Here is a 19,771-nt window from a genome sequence, read left to right as displayed (position 1 = left end):
AATTTTACCGCTTGCGCGCATTGATCTTTCGATAAATTTTGAAATTTCAAATTTGCGCGAGTTAGAATTTTACCCGCACTTTAAAATTTATCGCGCAGGCTGTGTTTAATAGACGCAAAGAGCTTAAAAGCAGCCTCTCTTACCCGCATAAAACGAACTCGTAAAATTACCGAGCTAAAATAACAGCGACGCAGGGACGTTTTTGCCGTTGTCGCGCAAAAATAGCAGAATTTTAAACTTCTCAAACTCGTCGCCGTCGGCAAGACTTAGCTGCTCTCTAAACTCGTCGATCATGCCAAGCTCATATAGCGCGTACAGATATGCCTCGGTCGCTTCTTGATTCTCGTTTTTGAGCCGCTCGAAAAAGGCTTTGTATTGCTCTGGAGCGAGATGATTTTTTAGCTTTTTGGCAAAGCCGATAAAATCCTGCTCGTTAAATTTTTCATTATTTACGAGATCAAAAAGTTCCTCGCTGCTGATCTCAAAGCTCGCGTCATTTACCGCGCGATCCACTAAAATATTTACCTCGGCTATATCTTGAGGAATTTTATAGGCCTTGATCTTATCGTAGCTTCCTTTGGCAATCGCTACGGCATAGGCTTTTTTAGTGATATTTTCACTATAAACGCCCTTGGTTTTTAAAATTTCATACGCATACGCAGGCTCGGCGTCGAGGCGATTGAGCTCGTTTTGCAAAAATAGTCCGTTATCTTTAGGGAGTTTATATTTTCGCAAATCCGCCACTTCGCCGTTTTTAACCTTCTCGATAACGCCTATGACCTCTTTTAGATCCTCATTTTTGACATCTATGCCGGTGCTATCGTACCACGGAGATAAAATTTTAGTAAGCTCGCTCGGGTCTTTAAAATACTCGGTTTTAAAGTCTTTATTGGTATCAAGACCCAGCAAAACCTCTTTACTCATCGCATCGTATGCGCTTAGATCCTTTGCGATCGCCCTTTTTGTGCGGTAAAAAGCAAAGCTATGAAAAACGATATGAAAAATCGCCAAAATCATATATAAAATTAACGGCAGTACGATCCACACCGCCACAGGAAGCGTAAGCGTAAAACCGAAAAGCCCCAGCGTATAGCTACTGCTTTGCTGCGTAAAGACCAAAATCGCGACGATTGCGATATAAACGATCGAATATAAAAAGAATTGCTTGGTTTTCATAGCTAACTCCTATTTTGCTTTTCCGCCTGTTCCTTGCACGAAATGCACAATCTCGCCTCTGGATTCACCTTAAGACGCTCTAAGCTTATCTGCTCGCCGCAGCTCTCGCAAAGCCCATAAGTGCCGTTTTCGATACGTTTAAGCGCGCTTTCAATCTCTAAAAACGCCTTTTGTTGATTAACATTGAGCGAGTATTCGATGCTTAAATCCGTATTCATGCTCGCTACGTCAAAATCATCCGCAGCTTTATTTTCGCGCAATTCCGAAATTTCATTTACAGAGCTATTAATATTGGCGATGAGTTGCTCTCTTTTTTCTTCTAAAATTTTCTTGTAAAATTTCAACTCGTTTTTCTTCATTACTTCCCTTTATTTGTGATATGGATGGTTTGCGTTAATGCACAATGCGCGAAAAATTTGCTCAAAGAGCAAAAGTTTAGCGATTTTATGCGCTAACGTAAGCCTGCTAAGACTGATTATTTTATCGGCTTTTGCCTTAAAATTTTCACTAAGCCCATAAGCGCCACCGATGAAAAACGATACGGCGCTTTTATCCTTTAGCATTTCAGCAAATTCCACGCTATCTAGCTCCTGCCCGCGCTCATCCAGAGCCACGACGTAGCCGCTAAGGCGCGGGAGATAAATTTCATCATACGCCCTAAGAGTGAGTTCACGAGACGCTGCTTGAGCGCGAGCGATGCTAGCGTTAAAAAAGGTCTGCTCTCGCACCGCCGCAAATTTAGCCGCCATTTTTTTATAGGCGCTTATCTCGCTAGCAAACTCGTCTGCGCCCTTTTGGATGGAATTTACCGTGATCCGCACTACTCTTCGCTTCCATCTTCGTGCAGCGACTTATCGCTCGTATCGTCAATCTGCACGGCGTTTTTGCTAAGCACGTTGATTATATCGCTTAAATACTGCCTCATCTCAGCTCTAGGCACGATCGCATCAATTAATCCATGCTCGAGCAAAAATTCCGATCTTTGAAAACCCTCCGGCAGATCAGCTCCAATGGTTTGCTTTATGACGCGCTGCCCAGCAAAGCCGATAAGGGCGCCTGGCTCTGCGATGATAATATCTCCCAGCCACGCAAATGACGCGCTCACGCCGCCCATCGTAGGATCGGTAAGAACGGAGATGAAAGGAATTTTATGCTCGGATAAAATTTTAAGCGCGGCGGAGGTTTTGCTCATCTGCATTAGCGAAAAGGTGCTTTCTTGCATCCTTGCGCCACCGCTTGCGCTTACGATGATTAGCGGCTCGTTTTTATCGAGACTACGTTTTACGGCGCGCACGATCTTCTCGCCCTCCACAGAGCCCAGGCTTCCGCCCATGAAGTTAAAATCAAACACCACGAGCTGAATTTTTTGGCGACTTATAGCGCCCTCGCCCGCAATCACCGCGCTTAGCCTGCCCGTTTTTTCTTTGCTCTCGGCAATACGCTTTTTGTAGGATTTTTTATCGACGAATTTTAGCGGATCTACGGGCTGCAAATTTTGATCGTACTCCACGAAAGAGCCCTCGTCGCAGATCAGATCGATGCGAGCCTGCGCGTCAAAACGAAGGTGATAGTTACACTTGGGGCAAACGCTATGATTTTGCTCGACCTCTTTGCTATACATCAGCGCGCCGCATCCTGGGCACTTGATCCAGTGCGTAGGAGCTTCGCTCGGTGCGGGCTGCGTTCTACGTATCTTTGAAAATAGATCTCCAAAATTCATATGATTTCCTTTAAATTCTATGAAATGAAACTTCTGATTATAACCTAAAATTCTTTATTTAATTTTATATGTGAATTTCGCTAAAATAGGAAAATGCAAGGATTTATATTAAAAACGACCAAGGTTAGGGATGAGGACTGCATCGTGGATGTGCTGAGCGAAAGTGCGCTCGTGCGTGCGTACCGCTTCTACGGCGCGCGCCATTCAAACATCATCCAGGGCTATAAAATAGACTTCGAGCTCTCGCAAAATCAAAACTTCCTCCCGCGCCTTAGCGGAGTAATGCATCTGGGATACTCGTGGCTCGGAAACCGCGAGAAGCTGCTATTTTGGCAGCAATTTATGCGGCTTTTGCACGCACATCTAAAAGATGCCGAGCATCTGGATAAATTCTATTACGAGCTGCTAAACCACGCTGCTATGCGCTTTGGCAAACAAAATCCGCGTCGCATAATCGTAGAAAGCTACGCCGAAATTTTAAAATTTGAGGGGCGATTGCACGACGAGCCATATTGTTTTTTATGCGATGAGGAAATTTTAGAAAATATCGCGCTATGCCGCGGCTTTTTGCCTGCGCACGAGCATTGCGCACAAAGAGTAGGCTTTGCGCAGGATGAAATTTTAGAATTTTTACGAAGCAAAAAGACGCTAAATTTAAACGACGAAACGGTAGAGAGGCTCTACGACATAACGCTTGAGGGACTTTGATCTGTAGCGCGTTTGATGAAGACGTGAAATTTCAAAACTCAAGCGCTAAATTTAAAATTTCGTAGAATTTCAAAATTTCATGAACGGGCGGTTTTGTACTTTATCTGCCTTTTCTCGCGCAAAGCCAAACAATCGCATTGCGCGGGATTTTGCATTAAATTTTAACTGGACTAGCTAAAAAGCTTTTTCATCGCCTTGAAAAACATTGCGGTGAGCGGATTTGATTTGCCTGAGACCTTTGCGATCCAGCTCTCATAGGTCTCGCCTTTGCTTTTTAAAAAGTCCACGAGCGCCTTTTGGCTAGCCTGCATACCGCCGTTTTTTTCAGCATCCAGTAGCGCCCTATAAATAGGCTCTATAGTTTCGATCGCGGATCTTGGTGGAGCCTTGCGAAATGCCGTGTATTCGGTGATCTGCCCTGTCACGGGATCTTTTTTAGAAGTAAATTCCGTAATGACCCAATAAAAGCGCCCGTCTTTGGCTAAATTTTTAACCACGGCGGTAAAATCCTTGCCCTGCTGTATCGTATCCCACATGAGCTTAAACGCTATGCGCGGCATGTCCGGATGTCGTATGATGTTATGCGGCTGCCCCAAAAGCTCAAGCTCACTATAGCCGCAAATCATACAAAAATACGGATTTGCAAACGTGATAATGCCCTTTGGATCGGTTTTGGAAACGATATAGCGCTTCTCATCGAGTTTAATTTCCTGATTAATCGGAGTCGGTCTTTGCATTTTTAATCCTTTGCTTAAAAATTTATTGCAGAGTATATAAAATTTTTCTTTTCAGAAATATTAAATTTTCGTTAAATTTTTATAAATGTTAAATCTTTAAGTGAATTTTTAAAATTTAATGTATAATCTCAAATCAAAATTTCAAAAGGCAGCGCGTTGAAAAATCCCTTCCTATCGCTTAAATACTCAAATTTTAGAATTTATTGGATCGGGATGAATCTCTCGCTGATCGGTTCTTGGATGCAAAGCGTCGCGCTACCGTGGCTAGTGCTAAGCATCACCGCAGACGCTTTTAAGGTCAGCCTTGTAGCCGCGGCGCGGTTCTTGCCCGCGCTACTTTTCACGCCGTTTTCCGGTGTACTGCTCGATAAGTTTAATCGCAAAAAGATCCTTCTGCTCGCTCAAATAGGCATGGCGGTGACTGCTTCAATTTTCGCAGTTATGAGCTTTTGCGAGCTATATTCTTTCGGCAAAATTTTATTTTGCGCTTTTGCAAGCGGCATATTTACCAGCATGGACGCCCCGAGCCGTCAGTCGATGGTAAAAGACCTCATCGACTCGCCCCGCGATCTAGCCAACGCCATAGCGTTAAATTCTATGTCCTTCAACGTCGCTCGTATCGCAGGGCCCGCACTTGCAGGGATAGTGATGGCGCTGTGGGGCGTGGGCTTTTGCTTTTTATTCAATGCGCTTAGCTTTTTAGGTATCATCGTTTCGCTGTTTTTCATAAAAATTCCGCCATCCGTTACTACGCTATCTAGCAGAAGCGGAGGCGTTTTTGCCTCGATCGGTGCTGGAATTTCGTATGTATCGCACAAAAAAATTCTAAGCGAGCTAATGATAATAGTGCTTATCGTAGCGACGCTGGTGCCAAATTACAACGTAACGATCTCGGCACTTGTTAAGCTTAGCCTAGACGCGGATGAGCGAAGCTTCGGATATTTGATGTCGGCTCTAGGCGTGGGAGCCTTTTGCGGCGCGCTTTTCGTAGCAATTTTTGATAAACTTGGCATCCGCAAAATCAGATCGTGCGCGATCGCTATGGGGGTGAGCTTAGCTCTTACTGGGACTGCGAATTCCTTCGCATGGGCTGCGGCAGGGCTTGCCGTAACTGGATTTCTTTTCGTAATCACAAACTCAAGCATCAACTCCATCGTGCAAATGCACGTAAGCAACGAATTTCGCGGACGCGTGCTTAGCTTATACGCGCTATTTTTAATAGGTAGTACGCCATTTGGAGCGCTCATATCGGGCTTTTTTACAGAGCTACTGGGCGCTCGCGTAGCCCTTGCGATCTGCGGCGCAATTAGCATTTTGCTACTACTGGCGCTATTTTACGGCTTTAAAATACGGCGTAGGACGCATTTTATCTTTCGAGATAAAGTCTAAGCCAAAAGCTGCATTATCAAAATTAACCTTATTTTTACAATGAAGCCTTAGAATTCCTACCGAAATTTAAAGGTAAGGAGTTTTTATGAATAGACGAAATTTCTTAAAAAGCACCGCCGCGATCGGCACGCTAGCGACGTTAAATCTAAATTTAAACGCTAGCGCAGTCACTGGCGGGACGGAAAAGAAAGTCGCCAGCGTCTGCGAGATGTGCTCCTCGCGCTGTCCTATCGAAGTGACCGTCAAAGACGGTCGCGGCGCTCTCATCGAGGGCAACCACAGGTTTGCAAACAAAACCTCCGTCTGCGCTCGCGGCGGAGCGGGCATCAATCAGCTCTACGACGATCAAAGACTCATTAAGCCGCTCATTCGCGTAGGCGAGCGCGGCGAGGGCAAATTTAGAGAAGCAAGCTGGGATGAGGCGCTTAAAATTTGCGCGCAGAGACTAGAGGAGATTTCGCAAAAATACGGCCCGCAAAGCGTAGTTTTTACATCCAAAACGGGCGAACACCACACCCAGATGATGAATTTCGCCTGTGCCTACGGCAGCCCGAACATCTACTCGCACTGGTCCTGTTGTCCGATCACCTACAATATCGCCGTACCGCACACCTTCGGCACCAACATGCAAAGAGACTACGGCGATGCAAAATATATCGTAAATTTCGGCCATAATCTTTTTGAAGGCATCGACATCTCAAAAACTAAAAAGCTCGCAAAAGCCGCAAGCAGAGAGGACGTAAAGCTTTTGGTTCTCGATCCGCGCTTTAGCGTCGTAGCTTCCAAAGCTGACGAGTGGCTGCCGATAAAACCGGGAACCGACGCGGCGTTTTTGATGGCGCTAATCCACGTCTGGCTGCGCGATAACAAATACGACAAAAAATTTATCGAACAATACGCCGTGGGGCTAGAGGAGCTAAGGGAGTCCGTGAAGGATACGACGCCGCTTTGGCAAGAGGCCATTACTGGGATCAAAGCGGACAAGGTAGAGCGCATCGCAAATGAAATTTACGCCGCGGCTCCCGCAGTCGTAATCGACTGGGGGCACAAAACCACGACCGCTAAGGCCGAATACGTCCGCACGCGCGCCATCGCGATCGCAAACGCGCTGATGGGAAACGTCGAGAAAAAGGGCGGAATTTACTTCTCTAAAGATTCCAAAACCTTCAACGCGCTTTGCAAAGAGGATCTATTCCCTACCATCTCAAACCCGGATAAAAATTTTAAAATTCCAAAGACCGCGCGCATCGACGGCTGCGGCGAAGAAGGTAGCGAAAATTTCTTCGTGCCACGCAAACACGGCGTTTTGATGCAGATCGCGCCTACGATTTTAAGCGAAAAGCCTTACCCCGTAAAAGGCTGGGTCAGCACGCGCTTTAACCACCTCATCAACGTTGCGGGCGTGGATAAGAGCGTAGAGGCGATCAAAAAGCTAGACTTCGTGCTCGCAATCGACGTATATATGAGCGACTTCGCGTGCTTAGCCGACGTGATCTTGCCCGAATCCACGTATTTGGAGCGCGACGAGTCGATTCAAAACAAAGGTGGCACCGCGCCTGGATTTGTGATGCGAAACAAGGCCGTCGAGCCGGTGGGCGATACGAAGTGCGGCTATGAAATTTTTAGAGAGCTTGCGAGGGTGATGAAGATCGATAAAGACTACACCTGGAACAACATCGACGAATACCGCATGCAGCAAGCCAAAGGCAACGCAGAGCTAATCGCAAATTTAATCAAAAACGGCTACGTAAGCTACAAGGTGCCGAAGCTATACTACCGAGAGCCGAAGCTCGTGGCTAAATTTATCGATAAATATCCTGCCGCGGCGGAGTTCGTGGACGAAAACGGCGAGATGAGCTCGCAGATGAAATTTAAAACCCCGAGCGGCAAGATCGAGCTTTTTGCACCGAAAGTGGAGGAGCTTTTCGCGGGATACGGCTGCTTAAACACCGAGGGTATGAACGTATTTGGCGGACACAAATACTGCTTGATGACCGGCAAGACCGCGCTTCACACCAACGGCCACACTCAAAATGTCAAAATTTTAAACGATATGATGAGCGAATCGCCGGTTTGGATCAGCCCAGCTTCTGCAAAAGCGGAGGGGCTAAAGACGGGCGATGTCGTGAAGCTCAAAAACAAATTCGGCGAGCAAAAGGCTAAAATTTTCGTCACGCAAGGCATCAGAGACGATTGCCTATTTTTATACCACGGCTTTGGGCACGTAAGCCCCGGGCTAAAGCGCACGAACGGCATAGGCACGAACCAAAGCGTCCTTCTCGATCCCGCTGCGGGTCCTGTGGTAAGCACGATGGTAACCAACGTCGGCGTCGATATAGTTAAAATTTAAGGGAGCGATTATGAAAAAACTCATAATGATTCACGACGAAAATTTATGTATAGGTTGCCAAGCCTGTTCGGTTGCGTGCAGGAACGAAAACGGCGTACCGAGCGGCGTTTATAGGCTGCAGGTGCACGGCAAAACAAGCGGCGTTTTTCCAAGCTTAAAGCTCGATTACTCGCGCGCCAGCTGCGTTATGTGCGAGGACAGCCCCTGCGTGGACGTCTGCCCTACGGGCGCTAGCTTTAAAACCAAAGACGGCGTAACGCTCATAGACGAGAGGCTTTGCGTCAGCTGCAAATACTGCATCCTGGCCTGTCCTTATGACGCCAGATTTGTCGATCCTATCACGCACGCTATCGGCAAATGCACCTTTTGCTACACGAACCGCACTATCAAAGGCTTGCAGCCCGCATGCGTAAGCGTGTGCCCAACGGATGCTTTAACTTTCGGCGACGTAAATGACGTAAATTCCGAGGTAAGCAAGCTGCTAGCCAAAACGAGCGTAGAATATCCAAAAGCGTATCTAAACACCAAGCCGCGCCTAGCGAATATCAAAAACAAAAAAGGAGGACGCTATGAATAATATGTGGGGCGATATGAGCCAATACTCTGAAATTTACTGGCCTTGGCCGATTGCGATTTATCTATTTTTGGCGGGTCTTAGCGCGGGAGCAACGATGGTGGCGCTTTTAGTTAAATGGAATCGCCACGAAAGCGAGCAAAATTCTATCTGGGACGCGATGATAAGAGCAGGTGCGATCACGGCGCCGCTTACGATCTGCGCGGGGCTTTTGCTTTTGATCTTTGATCTGGGCAAGCCATTTAGCTTTTATCTTTTGCTGATCAAATTTAACTTCGGCTCCGTAATGAGCCTCGGCGTTTTGGCGCTTTTGATCTACGTGCCGTTTAGCTTTGTATTTGCGCTATGTGTCTTCGGCGAGGAAATTTGTAAATTTAAACTACTTGCGTTTCTGCGACCTATCGTAAATTTGCTAAGCTCGTTTGCCAAAGCTTCCAAACTCTTCGAGCGAGTTTTATTTATCCTTGCTCTTTGCGTGGGCGCATATACGGGCTTTTTGCTAAGCGCGGTAATGAAAATTCCGCTTTGGAATACTCCGGTGCTACCGATTTTATTTTTGCTATCGGGCTTTTCCAGCGGCATCGCGGCGAGCATTTTAGTTGGACTTCTGTTTTTTAAAGGCTCGTTAAACAAAGATAGCATAAAATACCTTTTGGTGCTTGATCTGCGCGCGATACTCTTTGAGATTCCGCTTTTATTCATTCTGTTTGTCGGGATGTATTTTGAGGGCGGCACTAGCGCGCTTGCGGCACAGCAGGCTTTGACGCACGAGGTTTACGGTAAAATTTTCTGGATCGGCGTTTTAGGCACGGGGCTCATCGCTCCGATCATCATCGCCTTTACGGCGCTGAAAAACCACGCCTACAAGCCTGCGTTTATAGTTTTAAATTCTTTCGTCGTGCTTTGCGGCGTCATTCTGCTTCGCTACTATATCGTATATGCGGGGCAAATTTGCACGGGAGCGTAGTCTCGCTCCCGATTTAGGGAACGGGTTTGAAAATTTTACTTTTAGAAGACGATTTTGAATACAGAAGCAGCGTAAGTGAGTATCTGCAGGAGCTCGGCTACGAGGTGGACGAATGTGAAAGCGGCGACGCAGCCTGTGATAAGATTGCCGCGAATGCCTACCACTTGCTGATCTTAGACATCAAAGTGCCGGAGGTTTCGGGCGAAGAGGTGCTGAGATATGCGCGAAGCCTCGGCCTCAACACTCCCGTGATGATGATGACCTCGCTCGGCGACATCGACGATTTGAGCCAGTGCTATGAGCTTGGTTGCAACGAATATCTAAAAAAGCCTTTCCACCTAGCCGAGCTTAAATTTAGAGTAAGCGAGCTGATGCGAAAGTATTTCGGCGACGAAAAGGGCGCCGTCAAGATCGCGGATAAATTTCACTACTTCGCAAATTTAAAAATTTTAAAACGCGCGGACGAAGAGATATCGCTAAGCGCCAAAGAGATCAAGATTATAGAATTTCTGCTCGCCAATATCAAAAGATTCGTAAGCGTCGATGAACTCATCGCCGACGTGTGGGACGGCGAGGCGGGCAGCGTCGATGTGCGCGTGCATATCAGCAACCTCCGCGCCAAAACGAGCAACGATTTCATCCTCTCCAGCCGCGGACTCGGATATAAGATCAATGCTTAAAGGGTTTAAATTTACGCTTTTTAGCGCGATTTTCATCATCGGCGCCTTTATAAGCGAGAGCCTTTATATCATCTATTTAAATTCCAAAATCGAGGAGAGCGCCGACGTCGCCGAGCTGATACAAAAAAGTGGCGAAGCCCTAAGCGGAGCGTATCCCGATCTAAAAGACGAGCTCATCTACGACTACGCGATCCTAAATGCAAACGGCGAAATTTTAAGATCAAACCTAAGCGTGCAGCCGCCAGATTTTGCATTTATCACGCTGAAATTCGGCGGGCGGGTGTTTTTTAAGCGCCACTTTCTATACGAGGGCAAGCTGCATTTTTTCGTCATCTCAAAAAAGATAAGCTATGCCAAGATAGAATTTATCGCGATCTCTACGATCTTCATCACGATTTTCGTAGCGCTCATCATCGCGCTGTTTAACTACAAAATCATAAAAAATTTCTACGCGCAGCAAAGCAACCTCATCAAGGCGTTTTTCAACGACGCGATGCACGAGCTAAAGACCCCTCTGGGCGTCGCGCTCATCAACACCGAGATGCTAGGCCTACGCGACAAGCACACGGCGCGAATAAAATCCGCGCTTAAGCAGATGATCATTACTTACGAGGACGTAGAATACTTCATCAAAAGCGGCAAGATGAGCTTAAAAAGCCGCCGCATCAATATGAGCGAGTTTTTGGGCGCTAGGATAAATTTCATCTATCTGGTCGCAAAAAGCAAAAATATAAGCCTGCAATCGCGAATAGCGCCAGATGTGAGCGTTTTTATGGACGAAACCTCGCTAATGCGCCTCATCGACAACACCCTAAGTAACGCCATAAAATACTCGCGCCCCGGCGGCAAGATCATCATCGGGCTGGAAAAAGGGGTGAGCATAGCGGTCTTTAGCGTGCAGGACTTCGGCATCGGCATAAAGGATACGAGCGCGATCTGGGATAGATACTCGCGCGAAAACGCGGCTCTTGGTGGATTCGGCCTCGGGCTAAACATAATCGAGAAAATTTGTAAGCGCTACGGCATCGCAAAAAGCGTCAGTTCGAAGCTCGGCGAGGGCAGCACTTTTTGCTACAAAATCCCGCTGTTTAAGCAGAAGCTTTTAGACTAAAACGGCGCGTTAAATTTGGGCGCAAATTTTAAAAGTAAAATTCGTGCGGCTAGGGCTTTTTAAAATTTTGTTTTAGCGTGGCTTTTTAACCGCCTTTTGCCTCTCTACTACCTAAATAATATTCTTCCAATGGATAATTTAGATTTCCGCAGTTGTCAAATTCCGTACCCTCTTTTTTTGTATCAAATAATATTACTTTACTCCTATCTTCATAATGTTTTTTAGTAATAACATCGATTTCTGCTCTATCATGTAAGTATTCACTGTGATTATAACGCAAGTAATTTTTATTAATTAGAACAAATTTATCTAATAATAAATCGGCTATAACTGTTTTATCATCACCATAAATAAGCACTATCGGCCTATCAAATCCGAAACCTGCGCCATCTGAAGATATTTTTAGATATTTTTTAGGATCGGTTTTTTTGGCTTTTAGCTCTTTTATGAGTATCTCCTCGGTCGTTTTCCCCTCTTTATAATACTTTTGTAATACTTCAAACCAATTAGATAAATTTATATTTTCTAATTCATAATATGCGATTTCATATGAGCTACGCCAAGGGCTACCATAAGTATAAGCCCTGTAATCATTGATCATTTGCTCTAGTTTTAGATCATAATCCAAATACTGCCCTATTGCTCTTTTATACAGCTCCTCTTTGGGTAAAATCCTATCCTCTTTTAGGCAATATCCTTGCTTGTATTTGTTGTAATCGGGGAGGGAAACTACGGCGAAGCCTCGCGAGGTGGAATAGTCTGGCACGATGCGGATAAATGCGGCGCAGAGTATCGTCGCCAGAAGCAGCACTCCAGCTAGCGCTTTAAATTTAACGGATTTATAAAATTTCATACCGACGCTCCTTTTAAAATTTAAAATTTCAGCGTAAATTTCCGCGATCTTGCGATTAAATTTAAAGCGCTCGCCGCGCTGCCGCCGCCGCTACGAAACAAACAAGCGATAGGCGCCTAAATTTAAATCCCGCCGCTAGCCTTCGCGGTGTAAAATTATATAGCCCAGCTTCGTGCCGTTTTCGTCCGAAAACGCCCGCACGTAAAAATAATGCCCGTCCTTTTTGATAAAACTCTGCGTAGTAAAATCAAGCGTCGCCAAGATCGACAAAACGTCGTAATCCGGCGCGCTGTTTACGACGATAAAGTCCTTGATAACGCCTATTTTATCGTAGAAGCAGTCGGTCTCAAACCTCTTATCTACGAGGATAAAAATATCGTTTCCCATGCGGTTGATCTGCGCGATGACGTGCTCGAAATCTAGCATTATCTCGGCGCTTCCTATAAATTTACCGTCGCTAAAAACAGGCGAAATTCCGCGCATGAAAACCCCGCATCGCCCCATCTCCACAAGCGCCTTTGGAAGCAGGCTCTGGCGGATCTGCAAAAGCGAATGGCGAAAGGAGCTCAGATCGTCGTTGTAAAATTCGTCGCTCCAGCTTCTGGCCAGACTTCTGATGTTTTGCGTGTGAAAATGTATCTTCACGCCCGTATAAAAGGGCACCGCGCTTAAGATATCTTTGTATTTTTTCGTCACATCCATGCACTCGCCGTGTTTACCGCTCTCAAAACAGCGCACCACGTCGCTGTTTTGCGACAAAATCAGCGAGATCGCAAAGGCGTTTAGCTTCTCTTCGTCCACGATCTTTTCAAACAAGCTCGCGCTAAAATCGAACTGCTGCTTGATTTTTATCTCGTTTTCCTCGCTTTTAAAGCGCAGGTAAAACGCAAAGGTGGCGACGCAGCAAGCAAGCGCGAAAAGGCTTAGGTATTTTTTTGAGCGCGCGCCTATCATCTGAATTCCATCTTTAAATTTGCCGCTAAAACTTCTGCAAATTCGCTAAATTCTGGCAGATTTAGCTTGCCGTTTCGCATCTTTTTGCCCCAGACGGACTCCGGGAAAAAGCTGTCGTTTTTGAAGCGCGCCTGGACGTGAAAATGCACGCGCGGCACGTAGTTGGCAAAGCTTGCGATGTTGATCTTATCGGGTGCGTAAAACTCCCGCAGGCTCTTTTCGCACTGAAGCACGGTGCGCCACAGATGCGCCAGCGTCGCTTCGTCGCAGTCGCTAAGCTCTTTAAATTTCGCCTTCGTAAAGACCTTCACCCACGGCACTTCGTGCTCCTCGCGCTCCACGTAAATCATCTCGTCTTCGTAAATCATCGCTTCTCCTTGAAAATGGAATTTTAATGCAAAGCCCATTAAAGCTCGGTAAATTCCTCTTACATAAATAATATACTAAAATACATTAATTAAATATATCTATAAAATCTCGATATATTCGTAATTTTTATGTTATAATTCTGCCTTTTAAAAGGAATATATATGAAATCAGTTTGGGTAATGATCCTATGCGCCGCAGCGATTTTGATGATTACGATGGGCATTCGTATGTCATTAGGTCTTTTTGTGCAACCTATAACGCAAGCAAATTCCCTATCCATCGCGCAAGTAAGCTTTGCGATGGCAACTACGCAGCTGGTATGGGGTTTTTCGCAACCGCTTAGCGGGATACTTGCAGACAAGCTCGGTGCCTACGTCGTGCTGTTTTGGGGCAGCGTGCTTTTGGCGATTAGTTGCACTCTTGTGCCGTTATTTAGTAGTGAAAGCGCGCTTGTATTAACGATGGGTTTTGGGCTTGCACTGGGGCTTGGCGCGGGTAGTTTTCCGATTCTAATGAGCCTAATGGCAAAGCGCCTGCCATTTTCTATCCGCTCGGTTGCTAGCGGAGTGTTAAATGCAGGCGGCTCGTTCGGGCAGTTTTTATTTGCACCGATGATAGGGTTTTGTATCGCAACGCCTGCTTTGGGATACGGTGGCGCATTTTTTACGCTCGCAGGGCTTAGCTTGCTAATTCTGCCGCTTGCGAGACTTTTAGCAGGCGGTAAAATTCTACTTGGCGAGCAAACCAGCCTACATGAAGAAGATAAGCGCAGCTTAGGCGAAGTGCTGCGTTTGGCGCTGCGCGATAAAAGCTATATTTTGATAAATTTAAGCTTTGCTACGTGTGGTTTTCACGTAGCGTTTTTAGTGACGCATCTGCCTAGTGAAGTAGCGCTAAGCGGGCATGGCGCACAGGTAGCGTCCTTTTCGCTCGCACTGATTGGCATCGCAAACATCGTAGGCAGCTTATTCGTAGGTTGGTGTGTTTCCAAAGTGCGCTGTAAAGTCATTTTATTTTGCATATATGCCCTGCGTATCGCTCTTATTGGTGCTTATGTGCTCTCGCCCAAAGATAGCCTTACGTTTTATATCTTCAGCGTGGGATTAGGATTTACCTGGCTAGCGACCGTGCCGCCTACTGCGGCTGCCGTCGGTAAGCTATTAGGGACGCGATATTTAGCAAGCCTATTTGGATTTACGATGCTTTCGCATCAAATCGGCGGATTTTTTGGCGCATATATCGGAGGTCTTGCAGTGCGAGCATACGGCGCGTATGATTATATGTGGTATTTGGATATGACGCTAGCGGCTATTGCGGCTCTACTAAGCCTGCCTGTGCGTGAAGCTAAGATGAGGCACGTGAAATTTTAAAAATTTTATGGGATTTTGAAATTTACGGACGGAATTTTTGCGAAATTTTGCAAGCTAAATTACGACGAAATTTTGAAATTCTTAAAATTTTAAAATTTATCGGATTTTATGTTTCGCACGATGGAATTTCACTTTAGCTTTAAAATTCCGCTACGATAAAATGCAAAATCTGCTTATGCTTTCAAATCTAGCCGAGACGAGCTTTTAAATTTTATAGAATTTTGAAATTTTAAAATTCCGGCTCGCGCAGCATTTTAAGAGCCGGCGCGAGAGCATCTGCAAAGCCTTTAAATTTTTCAAATTCCTCCGCGCTAAGCTCCATGCTAAACTCCGCTCCAGAAGCACCGAAGCTCGCTTCATAAACGAAACCCGATTTTTTTAAAAAATGTTCAAATTTAGCCACCGCCGCAAACGGCACGAAAAATATGCACTTCTTACGCAGCACGAATTCCACTAGCTCTGCGGCGTCCGCAGCGGCGTCTATCGCGGCATTTGCGCTACTGGCGTATGCGCGCACGAGCCCACCGGTGCCTAGCTTGATGCCGCCGAAGTAGCGCACCACGAGCACTGCGGCGTTAATTAGCTCGGCGCCGCGAAGCGCGTTTAGACACGGCGCGCCCGCAGTTGATTTGGGCTCGCCATCGTCGCTTGAGTTTTCTACGATCTGCCCGGGCTCATTCAGCGCGCGATATGCCCAGACGATATGCCGCGCCTTGGGATGTTGCTGCCGCAGCCGCACACGCAGCGTCTCAAAGCTCGCTAGCGGCACAAGATAGGCGATGAAGCTTGATTTTTTAATCTCCTGCGCGGCGCTGATCTCTTTTTCAATCGTTTTCAAGGCTTTCCTTTGCGGAATTTTATCTTTTTTGCATTATAATAAAAGTTCAAAAAAAGATCAAAGGAGCTTCATGATCCAGACTTGTTTATTTCCCGCGGCGGGCTACGGCACGCGCTTTTTGCCCGCGACCAAATCGCTACCTAAAGAGATGCTTCCGATCCTTACCAAGCCACTCATTCACTACGGCGTGGACGAGGCGCTGGAAGCGGGCATGGACAATATGGCTTTCGTCACGGGTCGCGGTAAACGCGCGCTGGAGGATTATTTCGACCGCAGCTACGAGCTGGAGGATCAAATTTCAGGCAGCAGTAAGGAGTATCTGCTCGACGAGATCAGAGCGCTTATGAAGCGCTGCACCTTCTCTTTTACGCGCCAAGAGCAGATGAAGGGACTCGGCAACGCAATTTATACGGGTAAAATTTTAATCCGCGACGAGCCTTTCGGCGTGGTGCTTGCAGACGATCTGTGCGTAAACGAAAACGGCGAAGGCGTGCTTGCGCAGATGGTTAAAATTTACGAAAAATACCGCTGCAGCGTCGTTGCGGTGATGGAAGTGCCGCCTCAGGACGTAAACAAATACGGCATCATCGCAGGAAAGAGCATCAGCGACGATCTGATAATGGTCTCGGATATGATAGAAAAGCCCGAGGCTAGCGAGGCTCCGTCGAGCCTAGCCATCATCGGGCGCTACATCCTAACGCCTAATATTTTCGATCTCATCGAGCAGACGGCGCCTGGTAAAAACGGCGAGGTGCAGATCACCGACGCGCTTTTGAAGCAGGCTCAAAACGGCGTAGTGATCGCGTATAAATTTAAAGGCACTCGCTTCGACTGCGGCTCGGTAAAAGGCTACGTGGAAGCGATCAAATATTTCTACGAGCGAGAATTCGGCGATGGTAAAAAATGAGCTGTTTTTCCCGCCGGCAAAAGAGGGCGCGCTAGAGGAGGTAGCGGCAAAGATCCGCGCCGAATACGAAAGCGGCGAGGTAGGCTACTACCGCCTGCCGCAGCAAGGCGCGGGCGTAATAACGCGGGCGAAGGAATTTTTTAGCGCACGAAGCTACGATGGGGTCGTGCTTATAGGCATCGGTGGCTCCAGCGTAGGCGTGCGGGCGCTTTATGAGATGCTGCGTCCGCGCGTAAGAAATAATTTGCGCTTTGAAATTTTGGATAATTTAGACGCGCTTAGTGTGCGTCGCGCGCTTGAAGAGTTAAATTTCGCTCGCACGATTTTCATAGTATCCTCTAAATCGGGCGGCACAATCGAGACAATCTCGCTTTTTAAAGTGGTTTTGCAGCGTTTTGGAATTTCAAATTTAAAAGCGCTAGCGAAAAATTTCATCTTCATCACCGATGCAGGCTCGCCGCTGGATGTCTTCGCGCGCGAGCACAGCGCCTGCGTGATAAATATGCCCGCTAACGTAGGCGGCCGTTTTAGCGTGTTAAGTGCGGTAGGGCTAGTGCCTGCAGTTGGGTTAGGTCTTGATGCAAGCGCGATGTTGCGCGGGGCTGCCGTCGCAAAAGAGCGGTATCTGGATGAAATTTTAGCATGCGATCCCGCTAAAATCGCGGAGAATAAAATTCTACGAAAAGCCCATCACTACGCCACGCACAAAAGTGCGAAAATCAATGTCCTTTTTAGCTATGGCGACGCGCTGCACGCATTGGGTGAGTGGTATGTGCAGCTCTGGGCGGAAAGCCTAGGTAAAAAGATCGGTTTTAGCCGCGAAGGGCTTACTCCTGTGGGGCTTGTAGGCTCACGCGATCAGCACAGCTTCCTTCAGCTCATAATGGACGGCGTAAAGGATAAGACCGTGACTTTCTTAAAGCTCACGGACAACGGCACTGCGGATGCGGTGCCCGGTATCAGTCTGCAAGGTCTTGAGGGCTGTGACTTCGTAAACGGCATGCGACTGGATGAGGTGCTAAATCTTCAGTGCGATGCTACGCTGCAAGCCGTGCTAAACGAGGGTATCAGCGTCGATCTTATCGAGGTTCCGCAGCTTTGCGAACAGAGCGTGGGCGAGCTATTTTACTACTTCGAGCTGCTAACCAGCGCTACTGGAGCGATACTGGGCGTCAGCACTTACGATCAGCCGGGCGTCGAGGTAGGCAAGAGAATTTTAAAATCGCTAGTTTTGAAATCGCGAGATTAGAATTTGCTGCGCTAGCTAGACGGAATTTCGTCAGGTCAAATTTTACTAAAGTCAGATTTTGCTCGCTCCCCATTTTACTTAGGCTAAATTTTATAATTTTAAAATTTACGTCGCGGAATTTTGCTTTTGCGCTACGAGTATTTGGAATTTTATCGCAAAATTTCACGGCAGAATTCCAAGATTGCACCGCGAGACGTAAAAATTTTGCGACTCGCGAGCGCGCAAGGAGATGAAATGAAAATCACGAAGATCGATCACTTCGTCCTAGTTACGGACGATCTGCAAAAATGCGTGGAATTTTACGAAGGAATTTTGGGCTTAGAGCATGTTTGCGAGGGCGGCAAACACAGCCTGCGTTTCGGCTCCTCAAAGATCAATATCCACACTCGCGCGGGCGAGTTTGCGCCGTTTGCAGCGCGTCCTAGCGTAGGCTCGGCGGATTTTTGCCTCATCTGCGAAGATCAAAGCGCACAGCAGCTCAAAACGGAGCTGGAAAGCAAAGGAGCGCAAATAGAGCTTGGCGTCGTGTCTCGAATGGGCGCGCGCGGCGCTATGCAAAGTATCTATCTGCGCGATCCTGACGGCAATCTCGTAGAGCTCGGCGTATATGAAAGAAACGAGGACTAGCATATAAATTTAAAGGCAAAATTTCAAGCGGAGCGTTAAAATTTAAATTTTCTAAATTATATCTTTCATTAAAGATCGATATTCTACGGATTAAATTACTTATCCCGCGGTACGCTAATTATGTTCCGTTATATATTTTTTAAACCTTATCTTTGTTTTTAGAATTTCATAAATTTATTCATTTTATTCACTATTATTTTTGCGATATCATAAGGCGGTTTCCAAAATAAATATCCCTCTGTAATATCTATATTTAGCGTATCCAAGAAATATTTTTGCAGCTCGCCAAGCTCATTTTTATTATTGATCGTAAATACTTCAGAATCGCGATCATTGCATATCAGTAATTTATCACAAAGCAAGAACCTAACGGTTTTCTCAAATAGAATATAGTAGATAAATTTAATAATGGGCATCAGCAATAAGCCCATAATGATAAAAATAAACATATAAAATTTAAAGTTGTATAATGCCACGACGATCATTATAAATAAAACTAAAACACAAAATTTAATTTTCACATCAAAGGGCGCAAAATTGGGAATCATATAAGCATATCTGTAAACGGAGATGTTGTTTAGAGCTATCTCTTTTTCGCATTTTGTTTTATTTTTAAATTCTATTTTGTCCTTCATAAAGGTTATCGTTTTTTTGCTATTTATAAAGTTTGCCGCGTATATAAAGAAAAAGGCAATGCCATAACCTAGCAATATTTTCATATAAAACCTAAATTTATACTCACTGCTAAAATGATAGGTCAAAGAACAAATTAACAAAATTATACTTGCTGTAGGCTCTTCAAAAACAATTTTATTTTTAAACAACTATAAAGCCGATGGCTCCTTTGATGAATCAAATAAAAATATTGAAGAAGTAGCAAAAACTTATCAAAACTTTAAAATTATTGATTTTGCCTCAAAAATATCCTCAGATCAAACTTTAGTATTAAATAATCAACTCTCAGATTCTGGTGCAAAACAGCTTGTTGGCATTATTAGTTCTATTCTAAATTCTGGCTGTTCTGGATCGTTTACTAAATATAATTTTACTGATGGTCAACTACGTGGAATTACTGCTATGGCAATTCAGGAAAATGGTCTATCTCCACCAACTTCAGTCCTTACTGAGGCTTCACAGATGGCAAACCTTTTTGAATCACCACAAATGCAAAAATATAATAAGAACGCAAACA

General features: G+C 45.8%; 21 protein-coding genes. 11 read left to right on the top strand and 10 right to left on the bottom strand.

All coding sequences use genetic code 11. From position 1 onward, the window contains the following. Nucleotides 1–174 precede the first annotated feature (174 nt). Genes Q0600_RS08470 through accD form a run of 4 tightly spaced genes read right to left on the bottom strand, consistent with a single transcriptional unit; the run spans nt 175 to nt 2,896 of the window. Nucleotides 175–1,176: a LapA family protein gene (locus Q0600_RS08470; protein WP_298759159.1), complete on the bottom strand. Its 1,002-nt coding sequence runs from the start codon at nt 1,174–1,176 to the stop codon at nt 175–177. Nucleotides 1,177–1,178: 2 nt separating this feature from the next. Beyond that, entirely contained in the window at nt 1,179–1,535 is a 357-nt protein-coding gene (dksA, locus tag Q0600_RS08465) for an RNA polymerase-binding protein DksA (RefSeq protein WP_005872423.1), read from the bottom strand. Nucleotides 1,536–1,544: 9 nt separating this feature from the next. Further along, the gene (locus Q0600_RS08460; RefSeq protein ID WP_297896691.1) at nt 1,545–1,997 is read right to left on the bottom strand and encodes a 23S rRNA (pseudouridine(1915)-N(3))-methyltransferase RlmH; all 453 of its coding nucleotides are present in this window, start codon (nt 1,995–1,997) and stop codon (nt 1,545–1,547) included. Continuing rightward, nucleotides 1,997–2,896 carry an acetyl-CoA carboxylase, carboxyltransferase subunit beta gene (gene accD / locus Q0600_RS08455; RefSeq protein WP_297948762.1) on the bottom strand — a complete coding sequence of 300 codons (900 nt, stop codon included), beginning with the start codon at nt 2,894–2,896 and terminating at the stop codon, nt 1,997–1,999. The genes Q0600_RS08460 and accD overlap by 1 nt, the downstream gene beginning before the upstream one ends. Before the next feature lie 93 nt (nt 2,897–2,989). Here accD and recO point away from each other — a divergent pair, with 93 nt between their 5' ends. Next, nucleotides 2,990–3,604, top strand: a complete 615-nt coding sequence (gene recO / locus Q0600_RS08450; RefSeq protein WP_297896695.1) for a recombination protein RecO — start codon at nt 2,990–2,992, stop codon at nt 3,602–3,604. A 170-nt stretch (nt 3,605–3,774) separates the two neighbouring features. Here recO and Q0600_RS08445 read toward each other — a convergent pair whose 3' ends face one another. Then, nucleotides 3,775–4,341, bottom strand: coding sequence for a PAS domain-containing protein (locus tag Q0600_RS08445; protein ID WP_298704925.1), 567 nt, complete (start codon nt 4,339–4,341; stop codon nt 3,775–3,777). A gap of 156 nt (nt 4,342–4,497) precedes the next feature. Between Q0600_RS08445 and Q0600_RS08440 the strand changes: the two genes are divergently transcribed. The 6 genes from Q0600_RS08440 (at nt 4,498) to Q0600_RS08415 (ending at nt 11,412) form a co-directional block, all read left to right on the top strand. After that, nucleotides 4,498–5,730 carry an MFS transporter gene (locus Q0600_RS08440; protein ID WP_298759155.1) on the top strand — a complete coding sequence of 411 codons (1,233 nt, stop codon included), beginning with the start codon at nt 4,498–4,500 and terminating at the stop codon, nt 5,728–5,730. An 85-nt stretch (nt 5,731–5,815) separates the two neighbouring features. Then, nucleotides 5,816–8,080 (top strand): thiosulfate reductase PhsA, encoded by a 2,265-nt coding sequence (gene phsA, locus Q0600_RS08435; RefSeq protein ID WP_298759153.1) that lies wholly within the window; start codon nt 5,816–5,818, stop codon nt 8,078–8,080. A 10-nt stretch (nt 8,081–8,090) separates the two neighbouring features. Beyond that, entirely contained in the window at nt 8,091–8,657 is a 567-nt protein-coding gene (locus Q0600_RS08430; protein WP_298759151.1) for a 4Fe-4S dicluster domain-containing protein, read from the top strand. Beyond that, nucleotides 8,650–9,621 (top strand): NrfD/PsrC family molybdoenzyme membrane anchor subunit, encoded by a 972-nt coding sequence (gene nrfD / locus Q0600_RS08425; RefSeq protein WP_298759149.1) that lies wholly within the window; start codon nt 8,650–8,652, stop codon nt 9,619–9,621. The genes Q0600_RS08430 and nrfD overlap by 8 nt, the downstream gene beginning before the upstream one ends. 26 nt (nt 9,622–9,647) lie before the next feature. Beyond that, the gene (locus tag Q0600_RS08420) at nt 9,648–10,301 is read left to right on the top strand and encodes a response regulator transcription factor (RefSeq protein WP_298759146.1); all 654 of its coding nucleotides are present in this window, start codon (nt 9,648–9,650) and stop codon (nt 10,299–10,301) included. Beyond that, nucleotides 10,294–11,412: a HAMP domain-containing sensor histidine kinase gene (locus tag Q0600_RS08415; RefSeq protein ID WP_298759143.1), complete on the top strand. Its 1,119-nt coding sequence runs from the start codon at nt 10,294–10,296 to the stop codon at nt 11,410–11,412. The genes Q0600_RS08420 and Q0600_RS08415 overlap by 8 nt, the downstream gene beginning before the upstream one ends. An 85-nt stretch (nt 11,413–11,497) precedes the next feature. Here Q0600_RS08415 and Q0600_RS08410 read toward each other — a convergent pair whose 3' ends face one another. The 3 genes from Q0600_RS08410 to Q0600_RS08400 all read right to left on the bottom strand — a co-directional run bounded on the left by Q0600_RS08410 (nt 11,498) and on the right by Q0600_RS08400 (nt 13,587). Then, entirely contained in the window at nt 11,498–12,265 is a 768-nt protein-coding gene (locus Q0600_RS08410) for a hypothetical protein (protein WP_298759140.1), read from the bottom strand. Nucleotides 12,266–12,400: 135 nt separating this feature from the next. Further along, nucleotides 12,401–13,219, bottom strand: a complete 819-nt coding sequence (locus tag Q0600_RS08405) for a cache domain-containing protein (protein WP_298759137.1) — start codon at nt 13,217–13,219, stop codon at nt 12,401–12,403. After that, entirely contained in the window at nt 13,216–13,587 is a 372-nt protein-coding gene (locus Q0600_RS08400; RefSeq protein ID WP_298759135.1) for an HIT family protein, read from the bottom strand. Before Q0600_RS08400 ends, Q0600_RS08405 begins: the two co-directional genes overlap by 4 nt. 162 nt (nt 13,588–13,749) lie before the next feature. Here Q0600_RS08400 and Q0600_RS08395 point away from each other — a divergent pair, with 162 nt between their 5' ends. Then, nucleotides 13,750–14,958, top strand: a complete 1,209-nt coding sequence (locus Q0600_RS08395) for an MFS transporter (protein WP_298759132.1) — start codon at nt 13,750–13,752, stop codon at nt 14,956–14,958. A 229-nt stretch (nt 14,959–15,187) separates the two neighbouring features. Here Q0600_RS08395 and Q0600_RS08390 read toward each other — a convergent pair whose 3' ends face one another. Then, a complete protein-coding gene (locus Q0600_RS08390; RefSeq protein WP_298759129.1) occupies nt 15,188–15,796 on the bottom strand; it encodes a YigZ family protein in 609 nt (202 codons plus the stop codon). A 70-nt stretch (nt 15,797–15,866) separates the two neighbouring features. Here Q0600_RS08390 and galU point away from each other — a divergent pair, with 70 nt between their 5' ends. The 3 genes from galU (at nt 15,867) to Q0600_RS08375 (ending at nt 18,579) form a co-directional block, all read left to right on the top strand. Continuing rightward, a complete protein-coding gene (gene galU / locus Q0600_RS08385) occupies nt 15,867–16,703 on the top strand; it encodes a UTP--glucose-1-phosphate uridylyltransferase GalU (RefSeq protein ID WP_297948736.1) in 837 nt (278 codons plus the stop codon). After that, nucleotides 16,690–17,952: a glucose-6-phosphate isomerase gene (locus Q0600_RS08380; protein ID WP_298759127.1), complete on the top strand. Its 1,263-nt coding sequence runs from the start codon at nt 16,690–16,692 to the stop codon at nt 17,950–17,952. The genes galU and Q0600_RS08380 overlap by 14 nt, the downstream gene beginning before the upstream one ends. 234 nt (nt 17,953–18,186) lie before the next feature. Then, the gene (locus Q0600_RS08375; RefSeq protein ID WP_298759124.1) at nt 18,187–18,579 is read left to right on the top strand and encodes a VOC family protein; all 393 of its coding nucleotides are present in this window, start codon (nt 18,187–18,189) and stop codon (nt 18,577–18,579) included. Nucleotides 18,580–18,737: 158 nt separating this feature from the next. On the opposite strand, the gene Q0600_RS08370 is transcribed toward Q0600_RS08375, so the two are convergent. Continuing rightward, on the bottom strand, nt 18,738–19,403 hold the full coding sequence (locus Q0600_RS08370) for a hypothetical protein (protein ID WP_298759121.1): 666 nt from the start codon (nt 19,401–19,403) through the stop codon (nt 18,738–18,740). Between the last annotated feature and the right edge of the window lie 368 nt (nt 19,404–19,771).

This window comes from uncultured Campylobacter sp., from assembly GCF_938041645.1.
Taxonomy (GTDB): Bacteria; Campylobacterota; Campylobacteria; order Campylobacterales; family Campylobacteraceae; genus Campylobacter_B.
This window is presented reverse-complemented; position numbering and strand designations above follow the sequence as displayed.

Coding starts and splice junctions, on each gene's coding strand:
- nrfD (WP_298759149.1), top strand. CDS start 8,650: ATGAATAATATGTGGGGCGATATGAGCCAATACTCTGAAATTTACTGG.
- accD (WP_297948762.1), bottom strand. CDS start 2,896: ATGAATTTTGGAGATCTATTTTCAAAGATACGTAGAACGCAGCCCGCA.
- dksA (WP_005872423.1), bottom strand. CDS start 1,535: ATGAAGAAAAACGAGTTGAAATTTTACAAGAAAATTTTAGAAGAAAAA.
- Q0600_RS08405 (WP_298759137.1), bottom strand. CDS start 13,219: ATGATAGGCGCGCGCTCAAAAAAATACCTAAGCCTTTTCGCGCTTGCT.
- Q0600_RS08375 (WP_298759124.1), top strand. CDS start 18,187: ATGAAAATCACGAAGATCGATCACTTCGTCCTAGTTACGGACGATCTG.
- galU (WP_297948736.1), top strand. CDS start 15,867: ATGATCCAGACTTGTTTATTTCCCGCGGCGGGCTACGGCACGCGCTTT.
- Q0600_RS08415 (WP_298759143.1), top strand. CDS start 10,294: ATGCTTAAAGGGTTTAAATTTACGCTTTTTAGCGCGATTTTCATCATC.
- Q0600_RS08430 (WP_298759151.1), top strand. CDS start 8,091: ATGAAAAAACTCATAATGATTCACGACGAAAATTTATGTATAGGTTGC.
- Q0600_RS08445 (WP_298704925.1), bottom strand. CDS start 4,341: ATGCAAAGACCGACTCCGATTAATCAGGAAATTAAACTCGATGAGAAG.
- phsA (WP_298759153.1), top strand. CDS start 5,816: ATGAATAGACGAAATTTCTTAAAAAGCACCGCCGCGATCGGCACGCTA.
- Q0600_RS08400 (WP_298759135.1), bottom strand. CDS start 13,587: ATGATTTACGAAGACGAGATGATTTACGTGGAGCGCGAGGAGCACGAA.
- recO (WP_297896695.1), top strand. CDS start 2,990: ATGCAAGGATTTATATTAAAAACGACCAAGGTTAGGGATGAGGACTGC.
- Q0600_RS08410 (WP_298759140.1), bottom strand. CDS start 12,265: ATGAAATTTTATAAATCCGTTAAATTTAAAGCGCTAGCTGGAGTGCTG.
- Q0600_RS08395 (WP_298759132.1), top strand. CDS start 13,750: ATGAAATCAGTTTGGGTAATGATCCTATGCGCCGCAGCGATTTTGATG.
- Q0600_RS08380 (WP_298759127.1), top strand. CDS start 16,690: ATGGTAAAAAATGAGCTGTTTTTCCCGCCGGCAAAAGAGGGCGCGCTA.
- Q0600_RS08470 (WP_298759159.1), bottom strand. CDS start 1,176: ATGAAAACCAAGCAATTCTTTTTATATTCGATCGTTTATATCGCAATC.